Consider the following 20,133-nt stretch of genomic DNA (forward strand, 5'->3'; position numbering starts at 1 on the left):
TCTCCGAAAGAGGTAACGCATGAGTCCCGTTCCCGCATTGTTGGTCTTGGAGGATGGGCGCGTGTTTCGTGGCCGATCTTTCGGCGCCAATGGCGAGACGTTCGGCGAGCTGGTGTTCTCCACCGGCATGTCCGGATATCAGGAGACCCTGACAGACCCCAGCTACCGCGGGCAGGTGGTGCTGGCCACCGCCCCCCACATCGGCAACACCGGGTGGAACGACGAGGATGGCGAATCCGGCCGCATCTGGGTGGCCGGTTACATCGTGCGCGACCCCGCGCCCCGTCCCTCCAACTGGCGCTCCGCCAGGAGCCTCGACGACGAACTGCGCGAGCAGGGGATCGTCGGGATCTGCGATATCGACACCCGTGCCCTCACCCGCCACATCCGTGACCGCGGCGCCATGCGCGTGGGCATCTCCACGGAGACCGACAACGTGGACGAACTGCTCGCGCGCGTGCTGGACCAGCCGATGATGGCGGGTCAGGACCTCGTCGGGGACGTGACCACCCAGATGCCGTACACGGTGGAGGCCAAGGGCGACAGGTTGTACTCGATCGTCGCGGTGGACCTCGGCATCAAGTCGATGACTCCCGCGCAGCTGGCCGCCCGCGGCCTGGACGTGCACGTGGTGCCCGCCCACGCCACCTTCGACGAGGTGATGAGCTACGCACCGGACGGCGTGTTCTTCAGCAACGGACCCGGCGACCCGTCCACGGCTGAGGCCCCGACGGCGCTGCTGCGCGAGGTGCTGGAGGCCAAGGTGCCGTTCTTCGGCATCTGCTTCGGCAACCAGCTCTTCGGCCGCGCGCTCGGCTTCGACACCTACAAGCTCAAGTTCGGTCACCGCGGCATCAACCAACCGGTGGTCGACCGCACGACCGGCCGCATCGAGGTCACGTCGCACAACCACGGCTTCGCCGTGGACGCGCCCCTGGAGGGAACCGTCGACACCGAGTTCGGCCAGGTGAGCGTCAGCCACAAGTGCCTCAACGACGACGTCGTCGAGGGTCTCGAACTCCGCCGCGACGGGGACCTCGTGGCCTTCTCCGTGCAGTTCCACCCGGAGGCCGCTGCCGGCCCCCACGACGCCAACTACCTCTTCGACCGGTTCGTGTCGGTCATCTCGGCCGGAAAGGACGCCTGATGCCGCGTCGCACAGACATCTCGTCGATCCTGGTGATCGGCTCGGGCCCCATCGTGATCGGTCAGGCCTGCGAATTCGACTACTCCGGCACCCAGGCCTGCCGTGTCCTCCGCGAAGAGGGCTACCGCGTGGTCCTGGTCAACTCGAACCCGGCCACGATCATGACGGACCCGGACTTCGCCGACGCCACCTACGTCGAGCCCATCACGCCTGAGTTCGTCGAGCGGGTCATCGCGAAGGAACGCCCCGACGCGGTGCTCGCCACCCTCGGCGGCCAGACGGCGCTCAACGCCGCCGTCGCCCTGCACGACAACGGTGTGCTCGAGAAGTACGGCGTGGAGCTGATCGGCGCGTCCATCGACGCCATCCAGCGCGGTGAGGACCGCGAGCAGTTCAAGAAGATCTGCCTCGACCTGGACATCCCCGGCGGGCCGCCGGAGGTGGCCAAGTCGCACATCTGCCACACCATGGCGGAGGTCGTCGCGGCCGCCGAGAACCTGGGGTACCCGGTCGTCGTGCGCCCGTCGTTCACCATGGGTGGCGTAGGCTCCGGCTTCGCGCACGATGAGGCAGAACTGCGCAACATCGCCGGCGCCGGCCTGGCAGCCTCGCCCTCCACGGAGGTCCTCATCGAGGAATCCATCCTCGGCTGGAAGGAGTACGAGCTGGAGGTGATGCGTGACAAGGCGGACAACGTCGTCATCATCTGCTCCATCGAGAACTTCGACCCCATGGGCGTGCACACCGGCGACTCCATCACGGTGGCGCCCGCCATGACGCTGACGGACCGCGAGTTCCAGCGCATGCGCGACGTCGCCATCGGCGTCATCCGCGCCGTCGGTGTCGACACCGGAGGCTGCAACATCCAGTTCGCCGTCAACCCGGACGACGGTCGCATGATCGTCATCGAGATGAACCCGCGGGTGTCGCGCTCGTCGGCGCTGGCCTCCAAGGCCACCGGCTTCCCGATCGCGAAGATCGCCGCCAAGGTCGCCGTGGGCTACACGCTCGACGAGATCCCCAACGACATCACGAAGGTGACCCCGGCGAGCTTCGAACCCACGCTGGACTACGTGATCGTCAAGATCCCGCGGTTCGCCTTCGAGAAGTTCCCCGCGGCGGACCCGTTCCTGACCACCCACATGAAGTCTGTGGGCGAGGCGATGGGCATCGGCCGCAACTTCACCGAGGCGCTGGGCAAGGCCCTGCGTTCCATGGAGGACCCGAAGGCCCCCTTCGAGTTCAACATGCCCATCGACGAGAGCGTCGAGGAACTTCTCGAGACCGCGTCGCGGCCGTTCGACGGCAGGCTCCAGGTGGTCATGAAGGCCCTGCGCGCGGGGGCGAGCGTCGAACAGGTCTTCGAAGCCACCAAGATCGACCCCTGGTTCCTCGACCAGCTCGAGATCCTCCTCGACGTGGCCCGCCAGGTGCGCGACAGGGACCAGCTCACTCCGGAACTGCTCCGGAAGGCCAAGCGCCACGGGCTGAGCGACGCCCAGATCGCCAAGCTGCGCAACCTCACCACCGACGTGGTGCGGGGCGTCCGGCACGCGCTGGGCATCCGCCCGGTGTACAAGGCGGTGGACACCTGCGCCGCGGAGTTCGAGGCCAGCACGCCGTACCTCTACTCGACCTATGACCAGGAGACGGAGGTGCCCACCCGCACCAAGGAGGCCGTGCTCATCCTGGGCTCCGGCCCCAACCGCATCGGCCAGGGCATCGAGTTCGACTACTCCTGCGTGCACGCCACCATGGCGCTGCGCGAGGCCGGGTACGAGACCGTGATGGTCAACTGCAATCCCGAGACCGTCTCCACCGACTACGACACCTCGGACCGGCTCTACTTCGAGCCGCTCACCGCGGAGGACGTGCTCGAGATCTACCACGCCGAGCTGCAGGCCGGCCCCGTCGCCGGCGTCATCTGCCAGCTGGGCGGCCAGACGCCGCTGAAGCTCGCCCAGATCCTCAAGGACGCGGGCGTGCCCATCGTCGGTACCTCGCCGGAGGCCATCAACCTGGCCGAGGAGCGCGGCGCCTTCGGGCGGGTGCTCGCCCGCGCCGGCCTCCCCGCGCCGAAGCACGGCATGGCCGTCACCGCGGATGAGGCCAAGGCCATCGCCGCGGAGATCGGCTACCCGGTGCTCGTGCGCCCCAGCTACGTGCTGGGTGGGCGCGGCATGCAGATCGTCTACAACGACGAGGCCCTCGAGACCTACATCGCCAAGGCCACGGAGGTGAGCGAGGACCAGCCGGTGCTCGTCGACCGCTTCCTGGACGACGCCGTGGAGATCGACGTCGACGCACTGTACGACGGCAACGAGCTGTACATCGGCGGCGTCATGGAGCACATCGAGGAGGCCGGCATCCACTCCGGCGACTCCGCGTGCGCACTGCCACCCATCACCCTGGGCGACGCCGTCATCGAGGAGATCCGCACCTCCACGCTGGCCATCGCGCAGGGCGTGGGCGTGCTCGGCCTGCTCAACATCCAGTACGCCGTGCACAGCGACACGCTCTACGTGCTCGAGGCCAACCCGCGCGCCTCCCGCACGGTGCCGTTCGTGTCCAAGGCCACGAACACCTCACTGGCCAAGGCCGCGGCGCTGATCATGATGGGCCGCAGCATCGCAGACCTGCGCGCCAGCGGCATGCTGCGCGCCGAGGGCGACGGCTCGACGCCGCGTCCGAACGCGCCGGTCGCGGTCAAGGAGGCCGTGATGCCGTTCAACCGGTTCCGCACCACCGCCGGTGCCTTCGTCGACACGCTGCTCGGGCCGGAGATGCGCTCCACCGGCGAGGTGATGGGCCTGTCGGACAACTTCGGCACCGCCTTCGCCAAGTCGCAGGACGCCGGCGGCGGCCCGCTGCCCACCGGGGGCACGCTGTTCGTCTCCATCGCGGATCGTGACAAGCGCCACGCCATCTGGCCCATCAAGCGCCTCGTCGACCTGGGCTTCCGCGTCCTCGCCACGGCCGGCACCGCCTCGGTGCTGCGCCGCAACGGCGTGGCCGCCGAAGTGGTGCTCAAGCTCTCCGAGTTGAAGGAGGGCGAGGAGTCCAAGTCCATCGTCGAGATGATCAAGTCCGGCGAGATCGACCTGATCTTCAACACGCCGGAGGGCTCCGCGTCGGGCGCCAGCACCCGCGAGGACGGCTACCTCATCCGCACCGCCGCAGTGCTGGCCGACGTGCCGTCGATCACGACGGTGCCCGGCCTGGCCGCGGCCACGCAGGGGATCGAGGCGCTCCAGCGCGGCGAGGTGGGCGTGAGGTCGCTGCAGGAATGGGCGCAGGCCTGATGGTCGGCCTCGTCACCCGCGGGCTCCGGGCGGGATACCACGGCCTCCGGGCCGGCCTGTTCCGCTCCGCCGGGGGAGATCCCGAGCGGGTGCACGAGGCCATGATCGACGTGTTGGCCAAGGTCCCGGGCGGTGCCCGGGGCCGCGTGTCGGACCCGGTGACGGTGGCGGGCATCCGCTTCCCCAACCGGGTGGGTCTGGCCGCCGGCCTCGACAAGGACGGGGTCGCGGCCCAGGCCTGGGCACGTTTCGGTTTCGGCTTCGCCGAACTCGGCACGGTCACCGCGCTGGCGCAGCCGGGCAATCCCAAGCCCCGGGTGTTCCGCGCCGTCCGGTCCGAGGGCATCGTCAACCGCATGGGCTTCAACAACAGGGGAGCGGCCGCCCTCGCCACCACCCTGCGCGCGAAGGGCATCGCACGGGGCAACTGCGCAGTCGGCATCCCGCTGGGCATCTCCATCGGCAAGTCCAAGGTGACACCCCTGGAGGACGCGACGGCGGACTACCTCACGTCGCTGCGACTGCTCGCGCCCTTCGCCGACTATGTCGCCGTCAACGTCTCCAGCCCCAACACGCCCGGCCTGCGCAGCCTGCAGGCCGCGCACCAGCTGGCAGAACTGCTGGGTGCGCTCACAGCCGAGGCTGCGAGTCTCAACCGCCACCGGCCCGTGCCGGTGTTCGTGAAGCTGGCCCCAGATCTCGAGGGCGCAGATCTGGCGGAGACCCTCGCGGTGCTCAACCATTCGGCGGTGTCCGGCGTCATCGCCACCAACACCACGCTGTCGCGCCACGGGCTCACCCCTCCGGACCAGCATCTGGCCCGCGAGACGGGTGGGCTGAGCGGCCGGCCGTTGACCGTGAGGGCACTGGCATTCGTCGAGCACCTGGCGGCGTCCACGCACCTGCCCCTGATGGGGGTGGGCGGCATCATGAGCCCCGCTGACGGCAGTCGGATGTTCGACGCGGGCGCGGCGCTGCTACAGCTCTATACCGGATTCATCTACGAGGGCCCTGCGCTGGTGCGCGGGATCCAGGAATACAGGAAGGCGTCATGACCTACGCCGAGAAACTGACCGCCGCCACAGCTTCGCGTGGTCGCCTGTGCGTCGGCATCGACCCGATGCCGTCCGTGCTAGCGGCCTGGGGCCTGCCCCACAGCGTCGACGGGCTCGAGCGCTGCGCCCGGGGCATCGTCGAGGGGATCGGCGACATCGTGGCCGTCTTCAAGCCGCAGTCCGCCTTCTTCGAGGCCTTCGGTTCCAGGGGCGTCGCCGTCCTGGAGCGGGTCCTTGAGGACATCCGGCAGGCCGGTGCGCTCAGCATCCTCGACGTGAAACGCGGTGACATCGGGTCCTCGATGGACGGTTACGCCACCGCGTTCCTGGGCGACGACGCACCCACCCGCGCAGACGCCATCACGCTGTCGCCGTACCTCGGGGTCGGCTCGCTGCAGCCGGCGATCGACGCGGCGGTGGCCGGTGGACAGGGCCTCTACGTGCTGGCCCGCACGTCCAACCCTGAGGGTGCGTCGGTGCAGCTGGCCACCACCGGGGGCGTCACCGTCGCCCAACACGTCGTGGATACCATCGCGGCGCTCAACCCCTCCGCGGATCACGCTGTGGGGCTCGTGGTGGGCGGCACGCACGGCGACTCCGGGTGTGATCTGAGCGACTTCAACGCGTCCATCCTCGTGCCGGGTCTCGGCGCCCAAGGCGGTACCGTCGCGGGAATAGCGGAATTGTTCGGGCAAAGCCTGAAGCACGTGTTGCCCACCACGAGCCGGGCAGTGATCGGTTCGGGGCACGACAAGCTACGGGAGAAGACCACCACGCTGCAGTCGGAGATTGCGTCCCTGCTCACCTAATGCTGGCAAAAACCACCCTTAAGGCTGAACTTTTGGGCCCAGAGGCGGTATCTTTTGGGGAGCACCTGTTCACCGTTGCCGGTGCTGTCTATGAAGGATTGAAGGGAACTCCGATGGCAATTCCTCAGTTGAGCAGCGCGCAGCTTGAAGCGGCCAGGGCGGCTGCCACAGAGGCACGCCGAGCCCGCGCGAACCTCAAGGAGCAGGTCAAGAACGGCGACCTCTCCTTCACCGATGCACTGAACAAGGCGGTCGACGACGAGACGCTGTCGCGGATCAAGGTGGTGGATCTGTTGCGCTCCATGCCACGCGTGGGCGTGACCCGGGCCGGCGAGATCATGGAGAACCTCCAGATCGCCCCCAACCGTCGCATCCGTGGGCTGGGCCGCCACCAGGTGGTCCGCCTCACTGAACTCTTCAAGTGAGGCGGCGGTAAGCTCGGGCGGGTGACTTCTTCTCCCGTGTGGGTGATCTCCGGCCCGAGCGCCGTTGGCAAGGGCACCGTCTGTGCAAAGCTGCGGTCGCTCCACCCAGAACCTTTCTATTCCGTGTCCATGACCACCCGCGCAGCGCGTCCCGGTGAGGTGGAGGGCAAGAGCTATCACTTCGTCAGCATCGACGAGTTCAGGGACCTGATCGCGCAGGGGGAGCTGCTGGAATGGGCCGAGGTCCACGGCAACTACTACGGGACCCCCCGTCAGCCCGTGCTCGCCTCCGTCGCGGCCGGGCGCCCCGTGATCCTGGAGATCGACCTGCAGGGTGCGCGTCAGGTGAAGCAGAACCTGCCGGAAGCCCGGCTGATCTTCCTCAGCCCTCCGTCGTGGGAGGAGCTGGTGAGCCGGCTCCGGGGCCGCGGCACGGAGAACGAGGAGACGATGGCCCGCCGCCTGGACACGGCGAAGATCGAACTGGCGCAGGTCGACGAGGCCGATCACGTGATCGTCAATGTCACGCTCGATGAAACGGTCGCCGCTTTGGTAAGCTTAATGAGCTTGTGACCTGTCTCTGTGATCACAACGTGAAAGGATCACCTTGAACACCGTGCCCGAAGGCATCACCAACCCGCCGATCGACGACCTGCTGAAGAACGTCGACTCGAAGTACCGGCTTGTGCTGTTCGCGTCGAAGCGCGCTCGGCAGATCAACGCCTACTTCTCGCAGCTGGGCGAGGGCCTGCTCGAGAACGTCGGCCCGCTGGTCTCCGCTGCTCCTGAGGAGAAGCCGCTGTCCATCGCGCTGCGCGAGATGAGCGAAGGCCTCCTGCAGTACACCCAGATCGATCCCGAGGCAGAAGAGGCAGCTGCTGCCGCCGCCGCCACTGCGGATCCCGCGTTCTCCTTCGTTGATCCCTTCGCGGACACCGAAGTCGCGTCTTCCTGACGCACCCAAGGGGGCGGCTTATCGCCGCCACAACAACCCCTTCTTCCACTATGCGGCTTGTTGCCGCGCTAGGAGTGCTCTGCCGTGAGCCGTCTGTTCACCTCGGAATCGGTCACTGAAGGCCATCCGGACAAGATCGCTGATTCCATCTCCGACGCCGTGCTCGACGGCCTCCTCGCTCAGGACAAGGAGTCGCGGGTCGCTGTTGAGACCCTTGTGACCACCGGTCTGGTCGTGGTTGCCGGTGAGGTCTCCACCTCCGGCTACGTCGATGTCGCCAACCTTGCCCGCAAGCGCATCCTCGAGATCGGCTACGACTCGTCCAACAAGGGCTTCGACGGCGCCTCCTGTGGCGTGACCGTCGCCATCGGCGCCCAATCCCCGGACATCGCCCAGGGCGTCGACGACGCCTATGAGCGTCGGGTCGACGCGGACGGCGACATCGCCAGCGCCCAGGGCGCCGGCGACCAGGGGCTCATGTTCGGATTCGCCTGCAACGAGACCGAGGCGCTCATGCCGCTGCCAGTGGACCTGGCGCACCGGTTGGCCGAGCAACTGACGGCGGTCCGCAAGGACGGCACGCTCGAGTACCTCCGCCCGGACGGCAAGACGCAGGTCACCGTCCGCTACGGCGACGACGGGCGTCCCGAGGGCATCGACACCGTCGTGGTGAGCACGCAGCACAGCACAGAGGTCACGCAGCCGCACATCCACAAGGACCTGCGCCGCGAAGTGATCGGCCCTGTCCTGGAGCGATACGGCTTCGGCATGCCTGAGCGGGTGTTCATCAACCCCACCGGCAAGTTCGTCATCGGTGGCCCCATGGGCGACGCGGGTGTCACCGGCCGCAAGATCATCGTCGACACCTACGGCGGCATGGCCCGCCACGGCGGCGGCGCGTTCTCCGGCAAGGACCCCTCGAAGGTGGACCGCTCCGCGGCGTACGCCACACGGTGGGTCGCCAAGAACGTGGTTGCGGCCGGCCTGGCTGAGCGCTGTGAGGTGCAGGTGGCCTACGCCATCGGCAAGGCGCACCCCGTGGGCTTCTACCTGGACACCTTCGGCACCAACGCGGTGCCCGAGGAGCAGATCCGCACTGCGGTGCTGGCCACGTTCGACCTACGACCCGGGGCCATCATCCGCGACCTCGACCTGCTGCGGCCCATCTACTCCGACGTGACGGTCTACGGCCACTTCGGCCGCAACATCCCGTCGGCCACCTGGGAGCGCACAGACCGGGTCGACGCACTGGCGGCTGCTGTCAAGGGATGACGTGACGGGCCGGGTGGCGCGGGTCGCCGTCGACATGGCGCTGGCCCACCTGGACCGGCTGTTCGATTACGAGATTCCAGACCAACTGGTCGAGGTGGCCACCATCGGCGCCCGGGTGAAGGTGCCGTTCGCCGGAACCCAGCGCGACGGGTGGCTCATCGAGATCGCCGACACCTCTGAGGTCGCCTCGCTCGCGCGCCTCAGCAAGGTCGTCTCCTCGGAACCCATCGCCACCCCTGAGGTGTACGAACTGATCCGGGGAGTGGCAGACCACTACGCGGGGGTCTGGTCTGATGTCGCCCGGCTGGCCATTGCGCCCCGGCACGCTGCCACCGAGAAGGCCCCACAACGCGAATGGCCGGACCCCAAACCCCTGGAGCAGGCCTCGGTGCTGCCGTCGTACCCTGCCGGTCAGTCGTTGCTCGACGCGCTGGGGGAGGGCCGCTCGCCCCGCCTGGTGTGGCAGGCGGCCGCTGTGCATGGGGGAGCGGGCGACCTGCTCGGCGGGGTGATCGAGGCCGTGGACGCCACGCTGCGTTCCGGCCGCTCCGCCGTCGTCGTCTTCCCCACGGTGCGCGAGCTCACCCCTGCCGTGGCCCGGTTCCGGGCCGTGTTCGGGCACGGTGCCGTGGGCGCGCTGGCCTCGGAGGCCGGCCGCTCGGCCCGGTACCGCGCCTATCTCGCCGCCGCGCGTGGGCAGGCTCGCATCATGCTGGGTACTCGCAGCGCCGTCTTCGCGCCGCTGCAGGATCTGGGCCTGGTGGTGGTCGTCGACGACGGCCATGACGCCCACGAGGAACTCCGCGCCCCGTACCCCCATGCCCGCGCGGTAGCGATCCTGCGCTCGGCGCGCCAGAACGCGGCCCTCATGCTGGCGGGGTACTCGCGCAGCGTGGACGCCCAGGCGCTCGTCGAGCGCGGCTGGCTGGCCGAACTCAGCCTCACCCCCACCGAGGCACGGCGGATCGTAGCGCCGGTGCGGGCCGTCGGGGAGGTCGAGCGCGAACACGATCCCACCGCGGCCCGCCTGCGCATCCCTTCGCTGGCCTTCCGCTTCCTCCGCGACCACCTGCCGCAGGGCCCCGTGCTCGTGCAGGTGCCGATGACCGGCCACTCGGCCTCCCTCGCGTGCCAGCGGTGCGGCAACCGTGCCGTGTGCGCCAAGTGCAGCGGCCCCATGCGGGCCCGTCGCCGGGACGAGCCCGAATGTTCGCTCTGTGGGTTCAAGCCCACGCGTTGGACCTGCCCGCACTGCCACACGTCGCGCCTCCGCACGCCGCTGGCCGGTGCCGCCCGCACCGCGGAGGAGTTGGCGCGCGCCTTCCCAGGGGCCCTCGCCGTCAACAGCTCAGCCAAGAACATCCGCGACGAGATCCCCGACGAACCCGCCATCGTGGTGGCCACGCCCGGCGCCGAGCCCAGCGCCCCGTCAGGCTACGCAGGCGTGCTGATCCTCGACACCGAGGTCACACTCTCCCGGGTCAGCCTGCGGGCCGCGGAGGAGGCGATGCGCCGGTGGTCCAACGCCGCGGCGCTGGCGCGCCGTCCCCTCGACGGGGGCTCCGTCCTGCTGGTCGGCTCAGCGACCCATCCCACGGTGCAGGCCATGCTGCGGGCGGATCTCGCCGGTTTCGCCACCAGGGAACTCGCAGACCGGGCCGAGGCCGGGCTGACCCCGGCGGTCAAGATGGCGCGCATCGTCGGCGACGCCGACGCGGTGCGCGAGTTCCTCGACAACGACGATTGGGCCGGTGTGGATATCCTCGGCCCCACAGAGGTGGGCCCTGACCGCTGGGCTGCGCTGCTGCGTACCCCCGTCCAGGACGCCCGCGAACTGACGCGGCGGGTCAAGAGCGCCGCCGCCATCCGCTCCGCCCGCAAGGAAAAGGGCCAGCTCAGTATTCACGTCGATCCCGAATCCCTGGAGGACAGATGAGGCTCGTGTTCGCCGGCACCCCCGAGGTCGCCGTTCCCTCGCTCGACGCCCTGGTGGCGTCGCAGCATGAGGTGGTGGCGGTGGTCACCCGGCCGGATGCGCCCGCCGGCCGTGGCCGCAGACTGACGCCGTCGCCGGTGGCCGTGCGGGCGGAGGAACTGGGGATCGAGGTGCTGAAGCCCGCGCATCCCCGCGATGCGGATTTCCAGGCCCGCCTGCGGGAACTCGCCGTCGACGTGTGCCCGGTGGTCGCCTACGGCGCGCTCCTGCCGCAGTCGGCGCTCGACATCCCGGCCCACGGCTGGGTCAACCTGCACTTCTCCCTGTTGCCCAGGTGGCGCGGGGCGGCGCCGGTCCAGCGCGCGATCATGGCTGGCGACGAGGAGATCGGCACCGCCTGCTTCCAGATCGTGCGGGAACTGGATGCGGGCGACGTGTACCTGATGGAATCGCGTCCCATGCCCGACGCCACCGCAGGTGAGCTGCTGGCGGCGCTCGCGGAGAGCGGCGCGGACCAGCTCGTCCGGGCCATGGACATGGTGGCGGCGGGGGAGCGGCCCACGCCGCAGCCGGCCGAGGGTCTCACCGTCGCAGCCAAGATCACCGTCGAAGAGTCCCGCCTCGACTGGGCACGGCCGGCGCAGGAACTGAGGAACCTCATCATGGGGTGCTCGCCGGACCCGGGGGCCTGGTGCGAACTCGACGGGCAGCGGTTCAAGATCTACCGGGCGTCGGTCGCAGATGACCATGCCCTGGCGCCGGGCGAACTCGACGCAACCAAGCGGCAGGTCTTCGTCGGCACAGGGGAGGGCACGCTCGAACTCCTCGAGGTGCAGGCCCCCGGGAAGCGACGGATGCCGGCCATCGACTGGGCCCGCTCCGGCGTGGCAGGGAAGGCTCTGACATGAATCCCCGCAAGGTGGCGTTCGACGTGCTGCGGCAGATCACCGGCGAAGACGCCTACGCCAACCTGGCGCTGGCCAAGCGGTTGGCCACGGCCGGGCTGGAGACCCGCGATGCCGGTCTCGTCACGGAACTCGTCTCGGGCACGTGCCGGTTGATGGGCACCTACGACCGTGTCATCGAGGCCGCCGCAGGACGGGCGCTGAACACGCTCCAGCCCGCCGTCGTCGACGTGCTGCGGCTCGGCGCTCACCAGTTGCTGGGCATGAAGATGAAGAAGTACGCGGCGGTCACCTCGACGGTCGACCTGGCCCGCGCCACCGTCGGCCAGCGGGTCACGGGGCTCGTGAATGCCATCATGCGCAAGATCTCGGCCAAGGACCTGGACGGGTGGCTCGACCAGCTGTCCAAGAAAGCCGGTCCACTGGACGAACTCGCCATCCGTGGCCACCATCCGCGCTGGATCGTCGACGCCTACGCGGACCTGCTCACTCCGGATGAGCTGCCGCGTGCGCTCGCAGCGAACAACGAGCCGCCGCATCCCACCCTCGTCGTGCGCCCGGGCCTGGCCACCATCGGCGACCTGTCCGGTGCCACCCCCACCCGGTTCTCGCCCTTCGGCGCCACCACCGACGGCGCCCCGGCCGAGCAGGCGGCGGTGCGCGAGGGCCGCGTCGGCGTGCAGGACGAGGGTTCCCAGCTCGTCGCATGGGCGCTGGCCCGCACGGAGGCGCCGGCCGGCCCGTGGCTGGACATGTGCGCCGGCCCGGGCGGCAAGGCGGCCCTGCTCACCGGCCTGGCGCGCGAGGAGGGCACCTGGTTGGTCGCATCGGAGTCGCAGGAGCACCGCGCTCGGCTGGTGCAGCAGGCCCTGTCCGCCTACCCGGACGGCGCAGTGGCGATCACGGCTGACGGCACCCTCCCGGCCTGGGGTCGCCAGTTCTCGAAGGTCATGGTGGACGTGCCGTGCAGCGGATTGGGCGCGTTGCGTCGTCGCCCGGAGTCGCGGTGGCGCCGGCGTCCGGAGGACGTCACGTCGCTGGGCGGCCTGCAGCGCGACCTGCTCCGTCAGGCCATCGCGTCGACGGTGCCCGGGGGAGTGGTGGCCTACGTGACGTGCTCGCCCCACCGCGCGGAGACGGTCGAGGTCGTCGACGACGTGCTTGCTGAGCACCCCGAGGTCGCCCGGCTGCACGCTGCGGACGCGCTGCCCGACGTGCCTGAGAGCGCGCTGGGAGACGATGTGCAGTTGTGGCCTCAGCGCCATGGCACAGACGCGATGTACCTCGCGCTGCTGCGCGTGGGTTCCTGACCGGTCCGCTGCCGACCTCCCGCCGAGATCGCTCTTCCGCCACTCGATAGGGTGCTGTCATGCGTATCACCCCGAGCATTCTCAACGCCGATTTTGCCAACCTCGCCACGGAGATCGGGCGGATCGGCAGCGCCGACGCCATCCATGTCGACGTCATGGACAACCATTTCGTGCCGAACCTGAGCATCGGGTTGCCCGTGGTGGAGTCCATCCGCAGGACCACGGACAAGATGCTCGACATCCACCTGATGATCCAGGACCCGGACCGTTGGGCTCCGGCCTACGCCGAGGCCGGTGCGGAGTCCGTGACCTTCCACGTGGAGGCCGCCCACGCACCCATCCGGCTGGCCCGCGAGCTGCGCCGGCTGGGCTCCCGCGCCTCGATCGGCCTGAAGCCGGCCACCCCCATCGACTCGTACGCCGACATGCTCGACGAGGTCGACATGGTGCTCCTGATGACCGTCGAGCCGGGCTTCGGCGGCCAGAAGTTCCTGGACCTGGTGTTGCCGAAGGTGCGTCGCACCCGCGAGCTGCTGGGGGACCGCCCGATCTGGATCCAGGTCGACGGTGGCGTGAGCGCGGAGACGATCGAGCGCTGCGCGGAGGCCGGCGCGGACACCTTCGTGGCGGGCTCCGCGGTCTACAACGCGGCCGACCCCGACGCGATGGTCAACCAGTTGCGCGACCTGGCCGTCGCGGCCTGCCAGCACTAGCCGGGAGATTCCTGCCACATCGCCCGGATATGGCCCGATGTGGCAGCAAATCCCGTCAGTTGCCGTTCGGCTGGTCGTCGCCCTGACGGCGGCGCAGGAACTTCTCCAACTCGGCCGCGATCGTGTCGCCCGTGGCCCCCTCCACCTCTTCGGTGTCGCGGGCCTCCTCGAGCTGGCCGATGTACTCGGCGATATCGGGGTCCTGTGCGCTCAACTGGTCCACCGCGAGCGTCCACTTGTCCGCCTCGGCGGGGAGTTCCGCGTGCTGGATCTTCACGTGCAGGATCCCCTCCAGCTCAGTGAGCAGCGCGTCCTGCGCCTTCGGGTTGGGCGGCGACGACACGTAATGCGGGACCGACACCCACAGCGAAGCTGCAGGGATGCGCTCGTGCAGCATCAGCTGCCCGGCCACCCCGATCATGCCCGTGGGCCCGGTGTAGTCGTTGGCGTCCATGTTGTACTTCCGCTCGACGGCGGGATCACTGGTGTAGACGCCCACAGGTAGCGGACGCGTGTGGGGCGTGTCGCTCAGCATGGCGCCGACGAACACGACGATCTCCGGGTCGATCTTCTTGATCCGGTCCACCAGGTCCATGGAGAACTGCCGCCACAGGAGGTTCGGTTCGGGTCCCAGGACGACGATGATGTCGCGATCCGGGTGATGCACGGCGCGCAACCGCAGCGCCGGCCACTCCACCCAGGCGCCGTCCGCGGTGCGGTGGAGCATGGGCCGCGTCTGCTGGTAATCCCAGTAACGCTCGTCGTCGATGATGCCCGCGTCAGTGCCGGGATAGGAGTCCATCAGATGGCGCAGCAGATCACTGGCCGCATTGCCGGCGTCGTTCCAACCGGAGAACCCGATCACCACTGCGGGGTCTCGGAGACCGTCCAAAGGCGCGAACTGCATTCGTCCAGCCTACCGGGTACGGCTAGCCTTGCCAGGTGGCTATTAATCTGAGAGACCTGTTGAATCGTCGTGTGCTTGTTGCCGATGGGGCGATGGGCACCATGCTGCAGTCGTTCGGCGACCTCAGTGTCGACGACGACTTCCAGGGGCTCGAGGGCTGCAACGAGATCCTCAACGTGACCAGGCCCGAGATCGTGGCCTCCGTCCACCGCGCGTACTTCGAGGCCGGTGCGGATGCCGTCGAGACCAACTCCTTCGGCACCAACCTGGCCGCGCTGGCCGAGTATGACATCGTCGATCGCCTCGACGAACTGGCTGAGGCCGCCGCACGGATCGCCCGCAGCGTGGCAGACGAGTTCACGGACAAGCCCCGCTTCGTCCTGGGCTCCATGGGCCCCGGCACCAAGCTGCCGACGCTCGGGCACGTCCAGTTCGCCGCCATCCGCGACGCCTACCAGCGTCAGGTGGCCGCCATGATCCGCGGCGGCATCGACGCGGTCCAGATCGAGACCTGCCAGGACCTCCTCCAAGCGAAGGCCGCCATCATCGGCTCACAGCGGGCCGCGGCGGAGGCGGGCGTCGACCTGCCCATCCTCGTCAACGTCACCGTCGAGACCACCGGCACCATGCTGCTGGGCTCCGAGATCGGCGCCGCACTCACGGCCTTGGAGGCGCTGGGGGTCGACTGCATCGGTCTCAACTGCGCCACCGGCCCCGCCGAGATGAGCGAGCACCTGCGCCACCTCGCCCGCAACGCCAAGATCGCCGTCGGCACCATGCCCAACGCCGGTCTCCCGGAACTGACGGCCGACGGTGCCCGCTACCCGCTGGGCCCCGACGGCCTCGCCGACGCCCTGGGCACCTACCTGGACGAGTTCGGGCTTGCGGTCATCGGCGGTTGCTGCGGCACCACGCCAGAGCACATCCGCCTCCTCGCCGAGCGCTACAGCGGCCGTGAGGTCGCCCCGCGCGACCCCCAGCCGGAGAACTCGGCTAGCTCGCTCTACATCCAGGTGCCGTTCGAGCAGGACGCCAGCTACCTGAACATCGGCGAGCGCACCAACGCCAACGGTTCCAAGGCCTTCCGCGACGCCATGTTGGCGGAGAACTGGGACGAGTGCGTGGAGATCGCCAAGGCCCAGGCCCGCGACGGTGCGCACGTGCTCGACCTCTGCATCGACTACGTCGGCCGCGACGGGGTCGCGGACATGAAGCAGTTGGCCTCCCGCCTCTCGACGGCCGTCACGCTGCCGATCGTGCTCGACTCCACGGAGCCGGAGGTCCTGCTCGCAGGCCTCGAGCACCTGGCCGGCCGAGTGATCATCAACTCGGTCAACTACGAAGACGGCGACGGCCCCACGTCGCGCTTCGGGCGGATCATGCCGCTGGTGAAGGAGCATGGCACCGCCGTCGTCGCGCTGACCATCGACGAGGAGGGCCAGGCCCGCACCGCCGAATGGAAGGTGCGCGTCGCGTCACGCCTCATCGAGGACCTCACGAAGAACTGGGGCATGGACGTGGGCGACATCCTCGTCGACTGCCTGACGTTCCCCATCGCCACCGGCCAGGAGGAGACGCGCCGCGACGCGATCGAGACCATCGAGGCCATCCGTGAGCTCAAGCGCCTGTACCCGGGCGTGCGCACCACGCTGGGCGTGTCGAACGTCTCGTTCGGCCTGAACCCGGCTGCCCGCATCGTGCTGAACTCCGTGTTCCTGCACGAGTGCGTGCAGGCAGGCCTCGACTCAGCCATCGTGCACAGCGCGAAGATCCTCCCGATGGACCGCATCCCGGAGGAACAGCGCCAGGTTGCGCTCGACATGGTCTACGACCGCCGCTCCGAGGGCTACGATCCGCTCTCGAAGTACCTGGACCTGTTCGAGGGTGTCACCGCGGCCTCCGCACGCGCCTCCCGTGCCGCGGAACTGGCTGCGCTGCCGCTCGAGGAGCGCCTCCAGCGCCGGATCATCGACGGCGAGGCGAAGGGGCTCACCGCAGACCTCGACGAGGCCCTCAGGGACAAGCCGGCCCTCGACATCATCAACCAGGACCTGCTCGCCGGCATGAAGACCGTGGGCGAACTGTTCGGCTCCGGCCAGATGCAGCTGCCGTTCGTTCTCCAGTCCGCCGAGACCATGAAGCTGGCCGTGGCCCACCTCGAGCCGCACATGGAGAAGTCGGAGAGCGACACCGGCAAGGGCACCCTCGTGCTGGCCACCGTCCGTGGCGACGTACACGACATCGGTAAGAACCTCGTCGACATCATCGTCAGCAACAACGGCTACACCGTCATCAACATCGGCATCAAGCAGCCCATCCAGGCCATCATCGACGCCGCCGAGCAGCACAGCGCCGACGCCATCGGCATGTCCGGGCTCCTCGTGAAGTCGACGCTCGTGATGAAGGACAACCTGGGAGAGCTCAACCGGCTTGGCCTCGCCGAGAAGTACCCGGTGCTGCTCGGAGGTGCCGCACTCACCCGTACCTTCGTCGAGCACGACCTGGGCGACATCTTCGAGGGCCAGGTGCGCTACGCCAAGGACGCGTTCGAGGGCCTCGCGCTCATGGACGCCGTCATGGCCGTGAAGCAGGGCGTTCCGGGCGCGAAGCTGCCGGAGCCCAAGAAGCGCCGCTACGCCAAGGTCGAGGTGGAGGAGGTGCCGATCGAACCGGGCACCCGCTCCGACGTCGCCCGCGACATCGACGTCCCCACCCCGCCGTTCTGGGGCACGCGCGTGGTCAAGGGCATCGCCCTGGCGGACGTCGCGGCGTGGCTCGACCACCGTGCCACATTCATGGGCCAGTGGGGCCTGAAGGGGAGCAGGGGAGGCCCGACGTTCGAGGAGATCGTCGAGACCGAGGCGATGCCCCGGCTGCGGATGTGGATGGATCGCATCAAGACGGAGAACCTCGCCAACTTCGGCGTCGTCTACGGCTACTTCCCCGTGTACTCCGAGGGAGAGTCGCTCGTCGTCGGCAGCCCTGAGGACCCGCAGAAGGAGCTGACCCGGTTCACGTTCCCGAGGCAGCGCCGTGACCGCCGCCTGTGCCTGGCGGACTACTTCCGCGACGCAGACGAGGCCGCCGAGCGCGGCCCAGACGTGCTGGCCATGCAACTGGTCACCATGGGTGCCGAGGTCGCCAAGGGCACCGCCAAGCTGTTCGAGGCCAACTCCTACCGCGAGTACATGGAGCTCCACGGCCTGTCCGTCCAACTGACAGAGGCCCTCGCCGAGCACTGGCACGACCGGATCCGCCAGGACCTGGGCTTCGGCGCCACCTCCAACATCGAGGAGGCCATCCGCAAGCAGGGCTACCGCGGCTCGCGCTACTCCTTCGGCTACCCCGCCTGCCCGGACCTGGAGGACCGCGCCAAGCTCGTGGAGCTCCTGGAGCCGGAGCGGATCGGCGTCGAGCTGAGCGAGGAACTGCAGTTGCACCCTGAGCAGTCGACCGATGCCATCGTCGTGCACCACCCGGAAGCGAAGTACTTCAATGCAGGCTGAGCCGAAGGCCGTCCTCTGGGACTTCGACGGGACGCTGGTCAACACCGAGCCCGTGTGGCAGGAGATCGAGCGCCAGATGCTCGCCGAGCACGGGGTGACGTTCACCACCGAGCAGTGGGAGTCGATGACCGGCCAGGACGCGCGGCTCTCCGCCGCGATGATCGCCGAAGCCATCGGCTCAGACGACATCGACGGCCTACTGGAGACGCTCCTGCAGCGGGTGGCCGACCACCTCCGTCAGCGCGACCTCCCGTACCTGCCCGGCTCGCGCGAACTCCTCGTGGAGTTGGCGGCGTTGGGCGTGCCCTGCGCGATCGTCACCGCCAGCAGCGGGTCCGTTCTGGACGCTGCCCGAGACCGGTTGCCCCAGCATGTCTCGTTCATCGTCACCTCCGACGACGTGAAGAAGACCAAGCCGCACCCGGAGGGATACCTCCTTGCCATGGAGCGCCTGGGCGTCTCCCCGAAGGACGTCGTGATCCTCGAGGATTCCGTGCCGGGCACCCTGTCCGGGCTCGCCTCGGGCGCCGTCGTCTACGCTGTGCCTTCTGTGCCGCTCGAGCAGCACCGTCGCATGCACATCGGCGAAGGGCTCGACGGCATCACCTGGGAGACGCTCGTCGACGTATGGCGGGCACGGAAGGAACTGGCATGAACCTGTCGGGAGTGCACAGAGGGCCCCTGCAGCCCGGCGAGCGCGTGACGCTCACCGACAGCAAGGGCCGCCGCAAGTCGATCCTCCTCAAGGAGGGGGCGACGTGGCACACCACCAAGGGGGCGGTGCACCACGACGAGCTGATCGGCGGGCCCGAGGGCGTGGTGGTGAAGTCGGCCGGCGGCATGCAGTACCTGGCGCTGCGGCCGCTGCTCCACGACTACATGGTGGCCATGCCGCGCGACGCCGCGGTCATCTACCCCAAGGAAGCCGCGCAGATCGTGATGTGGGGCGACATCTTCCCCGGCGCGCGTGTGCTGGAGGCCGGCGTCGGTTCCGGCGCGCTGTCGCTGGCGCTGCTGCGGGCCATCGGTCCCGAGGGCACGCTGCACTCCTACGAGCGGCGTGAGCAGTTCGCCGAGGTCGCCCAGAACAACGTGCGCAACTTCATCGGCGGTGACCACCCCGGCTGGCGAGTGACCGTCGGCGACCTCGTCGAGGCCATCACGGACGACGAGATCGACCGGGCCATCCTCGACATGCTCGCCCCCTGGGAGTGCATCGGGGCCGTGGGGGAGCGTCTCGTCCCCGGCGGCGTGCTGGTGTGTTATGTGGCCACCGCCACCCAACTGGGTCGCGTGGCCGACACCCTGCGCGCCCACGGAGGTTTCACCGAGCCGCAGCTCACCGAGACGACCGTGCGTGACTGGCACGCCGAGGGTCTGGCCATCCGGCCAGGGCACGGCACGTCGAGCCACACCGGGTTCCTCGCAATCTCCCGACGACTGGCCCCGGGCCAGCAGGCGCCGATGCGCAGCCGTCGGCCTGCCCCCGGCGCCTACGGCCCCGACTACACCGGTCCTCGCCCGGCGAACATCCCGGCGGACCTAGGCGGTGCGGGCGCTCCGGTGGCGGCTCAGTCTCCAGACGAAGCGCCAACCCATGAGGGTGACGGCCAGGAATAGCGCGGCAACCACGACGAACGCCCAGGCCGCTGTGTCGCCGGCAACGATGCGCAGTACCATGCCCACGACGAGCGTCACGCTCCACACGATGAGCCCCTCCCGCCAGCCGGCGAAGGGCAACTTGGTCATCGCCACCGCAGCCCAGGCGATGAGGCAGGCCAGCAGGAACGGCCACGCCGTGGCGAGGACGCCGAGCAGGTCCAAGCCGTGGGATGCCCGCCCGATCACGGCGAAGACCAGTACGCAGACCAGATCGACAATGATTGGCACT

General features: G+C 69.0%; 17 protein-coding genes. 15 read left to right on the forward strand and 2 right to left on the reverse strand.

The genetic code is table 11. From position 1 onward, the window contains the following. Positions 1-19: 19 nt before the first annotated feature. The 12 genes from carA (at position 20) to rpe (ending at position 13,829) form a co-directional block, all read left to right on the forward strand. Positions 20-1,147, forward strand: a complete 1,128-nt coding sequence (gene carA, locus J7D54_RS07395) for a glutamine-hydrolyzing carbamoyl-phosphate synthase small subunit (protein WP_182764683.1) — start codon at positions 20-22, stop codon at positions 1,145-1,147. After that, positions 1,147-4,449 (forward strand): carbamoyl-phosphate synthase large subunit, encoded by a 3,303-nt coding sequence (gene carB, locus J7D54_RS07400; RefSeq protein WP_182764682.1) that lies wholly within the window; start codon positions 1,147-1,149, stop codon positions 4,447-4,449. Before carA ends, carB begins: the two co-directional genes overlap by 1 nt. Further along, complete coding sequence (locus tag J7D54_RS07405; protein WP_245243899.1) at positions 4,434-5,504, forward strand: quinone-dependent dihydroorotate dehydrogenase; 1,071 nt, start codon at positions 4,434-4,436, stop codon at positions 5,502-5,504. Before carB ends, J7D54_RS07405 begins: the two co-directional genes overlap by 16 nt. Next, positions 5,501-6,313 carry an orotidine-5'-phosphate decarboxylase gene (gene pyrF, locus J7D54_RS07410; RefSeq protein ID WP_182764681.1) on the forward strand — a complete coding sequence of 271 codons (813 nt, stop codon included), beginning with the start codon at positions 5,501-5,503 and terminating at the stop codon, positions 6,311-6,313. The genes J7D54_RS07405 and pyrF overlap by 4 nt, the downstream gene beginning before the upstream one ends. Positions 6,314-6,426: 113 nt before the next feature. Then, entirely contained in the window at positions 6,427-6,738 is a 312-nt protein-coding gene (gene mihF, locus J7D54_RS07415; RefSeq protein WP_076058934.1) for an integration host factor, actinobacterial type, read from the forward strand. Between the two features lie 42 nt (positions 6,739-6,780). Further along, on the forward strand, positions 6,781-7,311 hold the full coding sequence (gene gmk, locus J7D54_RS07420) for a guanylate kinase (protein ID WP_182764864.1): 531 nt from the start codon (positions 6,781-6,783) through the stop codon (positions 7,309-7,311). A gap of 34 nt (positions 7,312-7,345) precedes the next feature. After that, positions 7,346-7,693, forward strand: a complete 348-nt coding sequence (rpoZ, locus tag J7D54_RS07425) for a DNA-directed RNA polymerase subunit omega (RefSeq protein ID WP_182764680.1) — start codon at positions 7,346-7,348, stop codon at positions 7,691-7,693. Positions 7,694-7,777: 84 nt separating this feature from the next. After that, complete coding sequence (gene metK / locus J7D54_RS07430) at positions 7,778-8,965, forward strand: methionine adenosyltransferase (protein ID WP_182764679.1); 1,188 nt, start codon at positions 7,778-7,780, stop codon at positions 8,963-8,965. 1 nt (position 8,966) lies between these two features. Beyond that, positions 8,967-10,901, forward strand: coding sequence for a hypothetical protein (locus J7D54_RS07435; protein ID WP_182764678.1), 1,935 nt, complete (start codon positions 8,967-8,969; stop codon positions 10,899-10,901). After that, positions 10,898-11,809 carry a methionyl-tRNA formyltransferase gene (fmt, locus tag J7D54_RS07440; protein ID WP_182764677.1) on the forward strand — a complete coding sequence of 304 codons (912 nt, stop codon included), beginning with the start codon at positions 10,898-10,900 and terminating at the stop codon, positions 11,807-11,809. The genes J7D54_RS07435 and fmt overlap by 4 nt, the downstream gene beginning before the upstream one ends. Beyond that, positions 11,806-13,116, forward strand: a complete 1,311-nt coding sequence (locus J7D54_RS07445) for an RsmB/NOP family class I SAM-dependent RNA methyltransferase (RefSeq protein ID WP_182764676.1) — start codon at positions 11,806-11,808, stop codon at positions 13,114-13,116. The genes fmt and J7D54_RS07445 overlap by 4 nt, the downstream gene beginning before the upstream one ends. A 59-nt stretch (positions 13,117-13,175) precedes the next feature. After that, entirely contained in the window at positions 13,176-13,829 is a 654-nt protein-coding gene (rpe, locus tag J7D54_RS07450; protein ID WP_182764675.1) for a ribulose-phosphate 3-epimerase, read from the forward strand. A 55-nt stretch (positions 13,830-13,884) separates the two neighbouring features. Here rpe and J7D54_RS07455 read toward each other — a convergent pair whose 3' ends face one another. Next, a complete protein-coding gene (locus J7D54_RS07455; RefSeq protein WP_182764674.1) occupies positions 13,885-14,736 on the reverse strand; it encodes a proteasome assembly chaperone family protein in 852 nt (283 codons plus the stop codon). Positions 14,737-14,777: 41 nt separating this feature from the next. Between J7D54_RS07455 and metH the strand changes: the two genes are divergently transcribed. The 3 genes from metH to J7D54_RS07470 are packed head-to-tail and all read left to right on the forward strand — an operon-like array spanning position 14,778 to position 19,862. Beyond that, on the forward strand, positions 14,778-18,242 hold the full coding sequence (gene metH, locus J7D54_RS07460; protein WP_182764863.1) for a methionine synthase: 3,465 nt from the start codon (positions 14,778-14,780) through the stop codon (positions 18,240-18,242). Next, complete coding sequence (locus J7D54_RS07465; protein ID WP_182764673.1) at positions 18,232-18,897, forward strand: HAD family phosphatase; 666 nt, start codon at positions 18,232-18,234, stop codon at positions 18,895-18,897. Before metH ends, J7D54_RS07465 begins: the two co-directional genes overlap by 11 nt. After that, a complete protein-coding gene (locus tag J7D54_RS07470) occupies positions 18,894-19,862 on the forward strand; it encodes a tRNA (adenine-N1)-methyltransferase (protein ID WP_182764672.1) in 969 nt (322 codons plus the stop codon). Before J7D54_RS07465 ends, J7D54_RS07470 begins: the two co-directional genes overlap by 4 nt. Here the strand turns inward: J7D54_RS07470 and J7D54_RS07475 are convergent. Continuing rightward, the gene (locus tag J7D54_RS07475; RefSeq protein WP_245243900.1) at positions 19,785-20,132 is read right to left on the reverse strand and encodes a DUF3054 domain-containing protein; all 348 of its coding nucleotides are present in this window, start codon (positions 20,130-20,132) and stop codon (positions 19,785-19,787) included. The two genes, J7D54_RS07470 and J7D54_RS07475, sit on opposite strands and share 78 nt — an antisense overlap. Position 20,133: the final 1 nt, after the last annotated feature.

This window comes from Tessaracoccus sp. MC1865, from assembly GCF_017815535.1.
In the GTDB taxonomy this organism is placed as follows: Bacteria; Actinomycetota; Actinomycetes; order Propionibacteriales; family Propionibacteriaceae; genus Arachnia.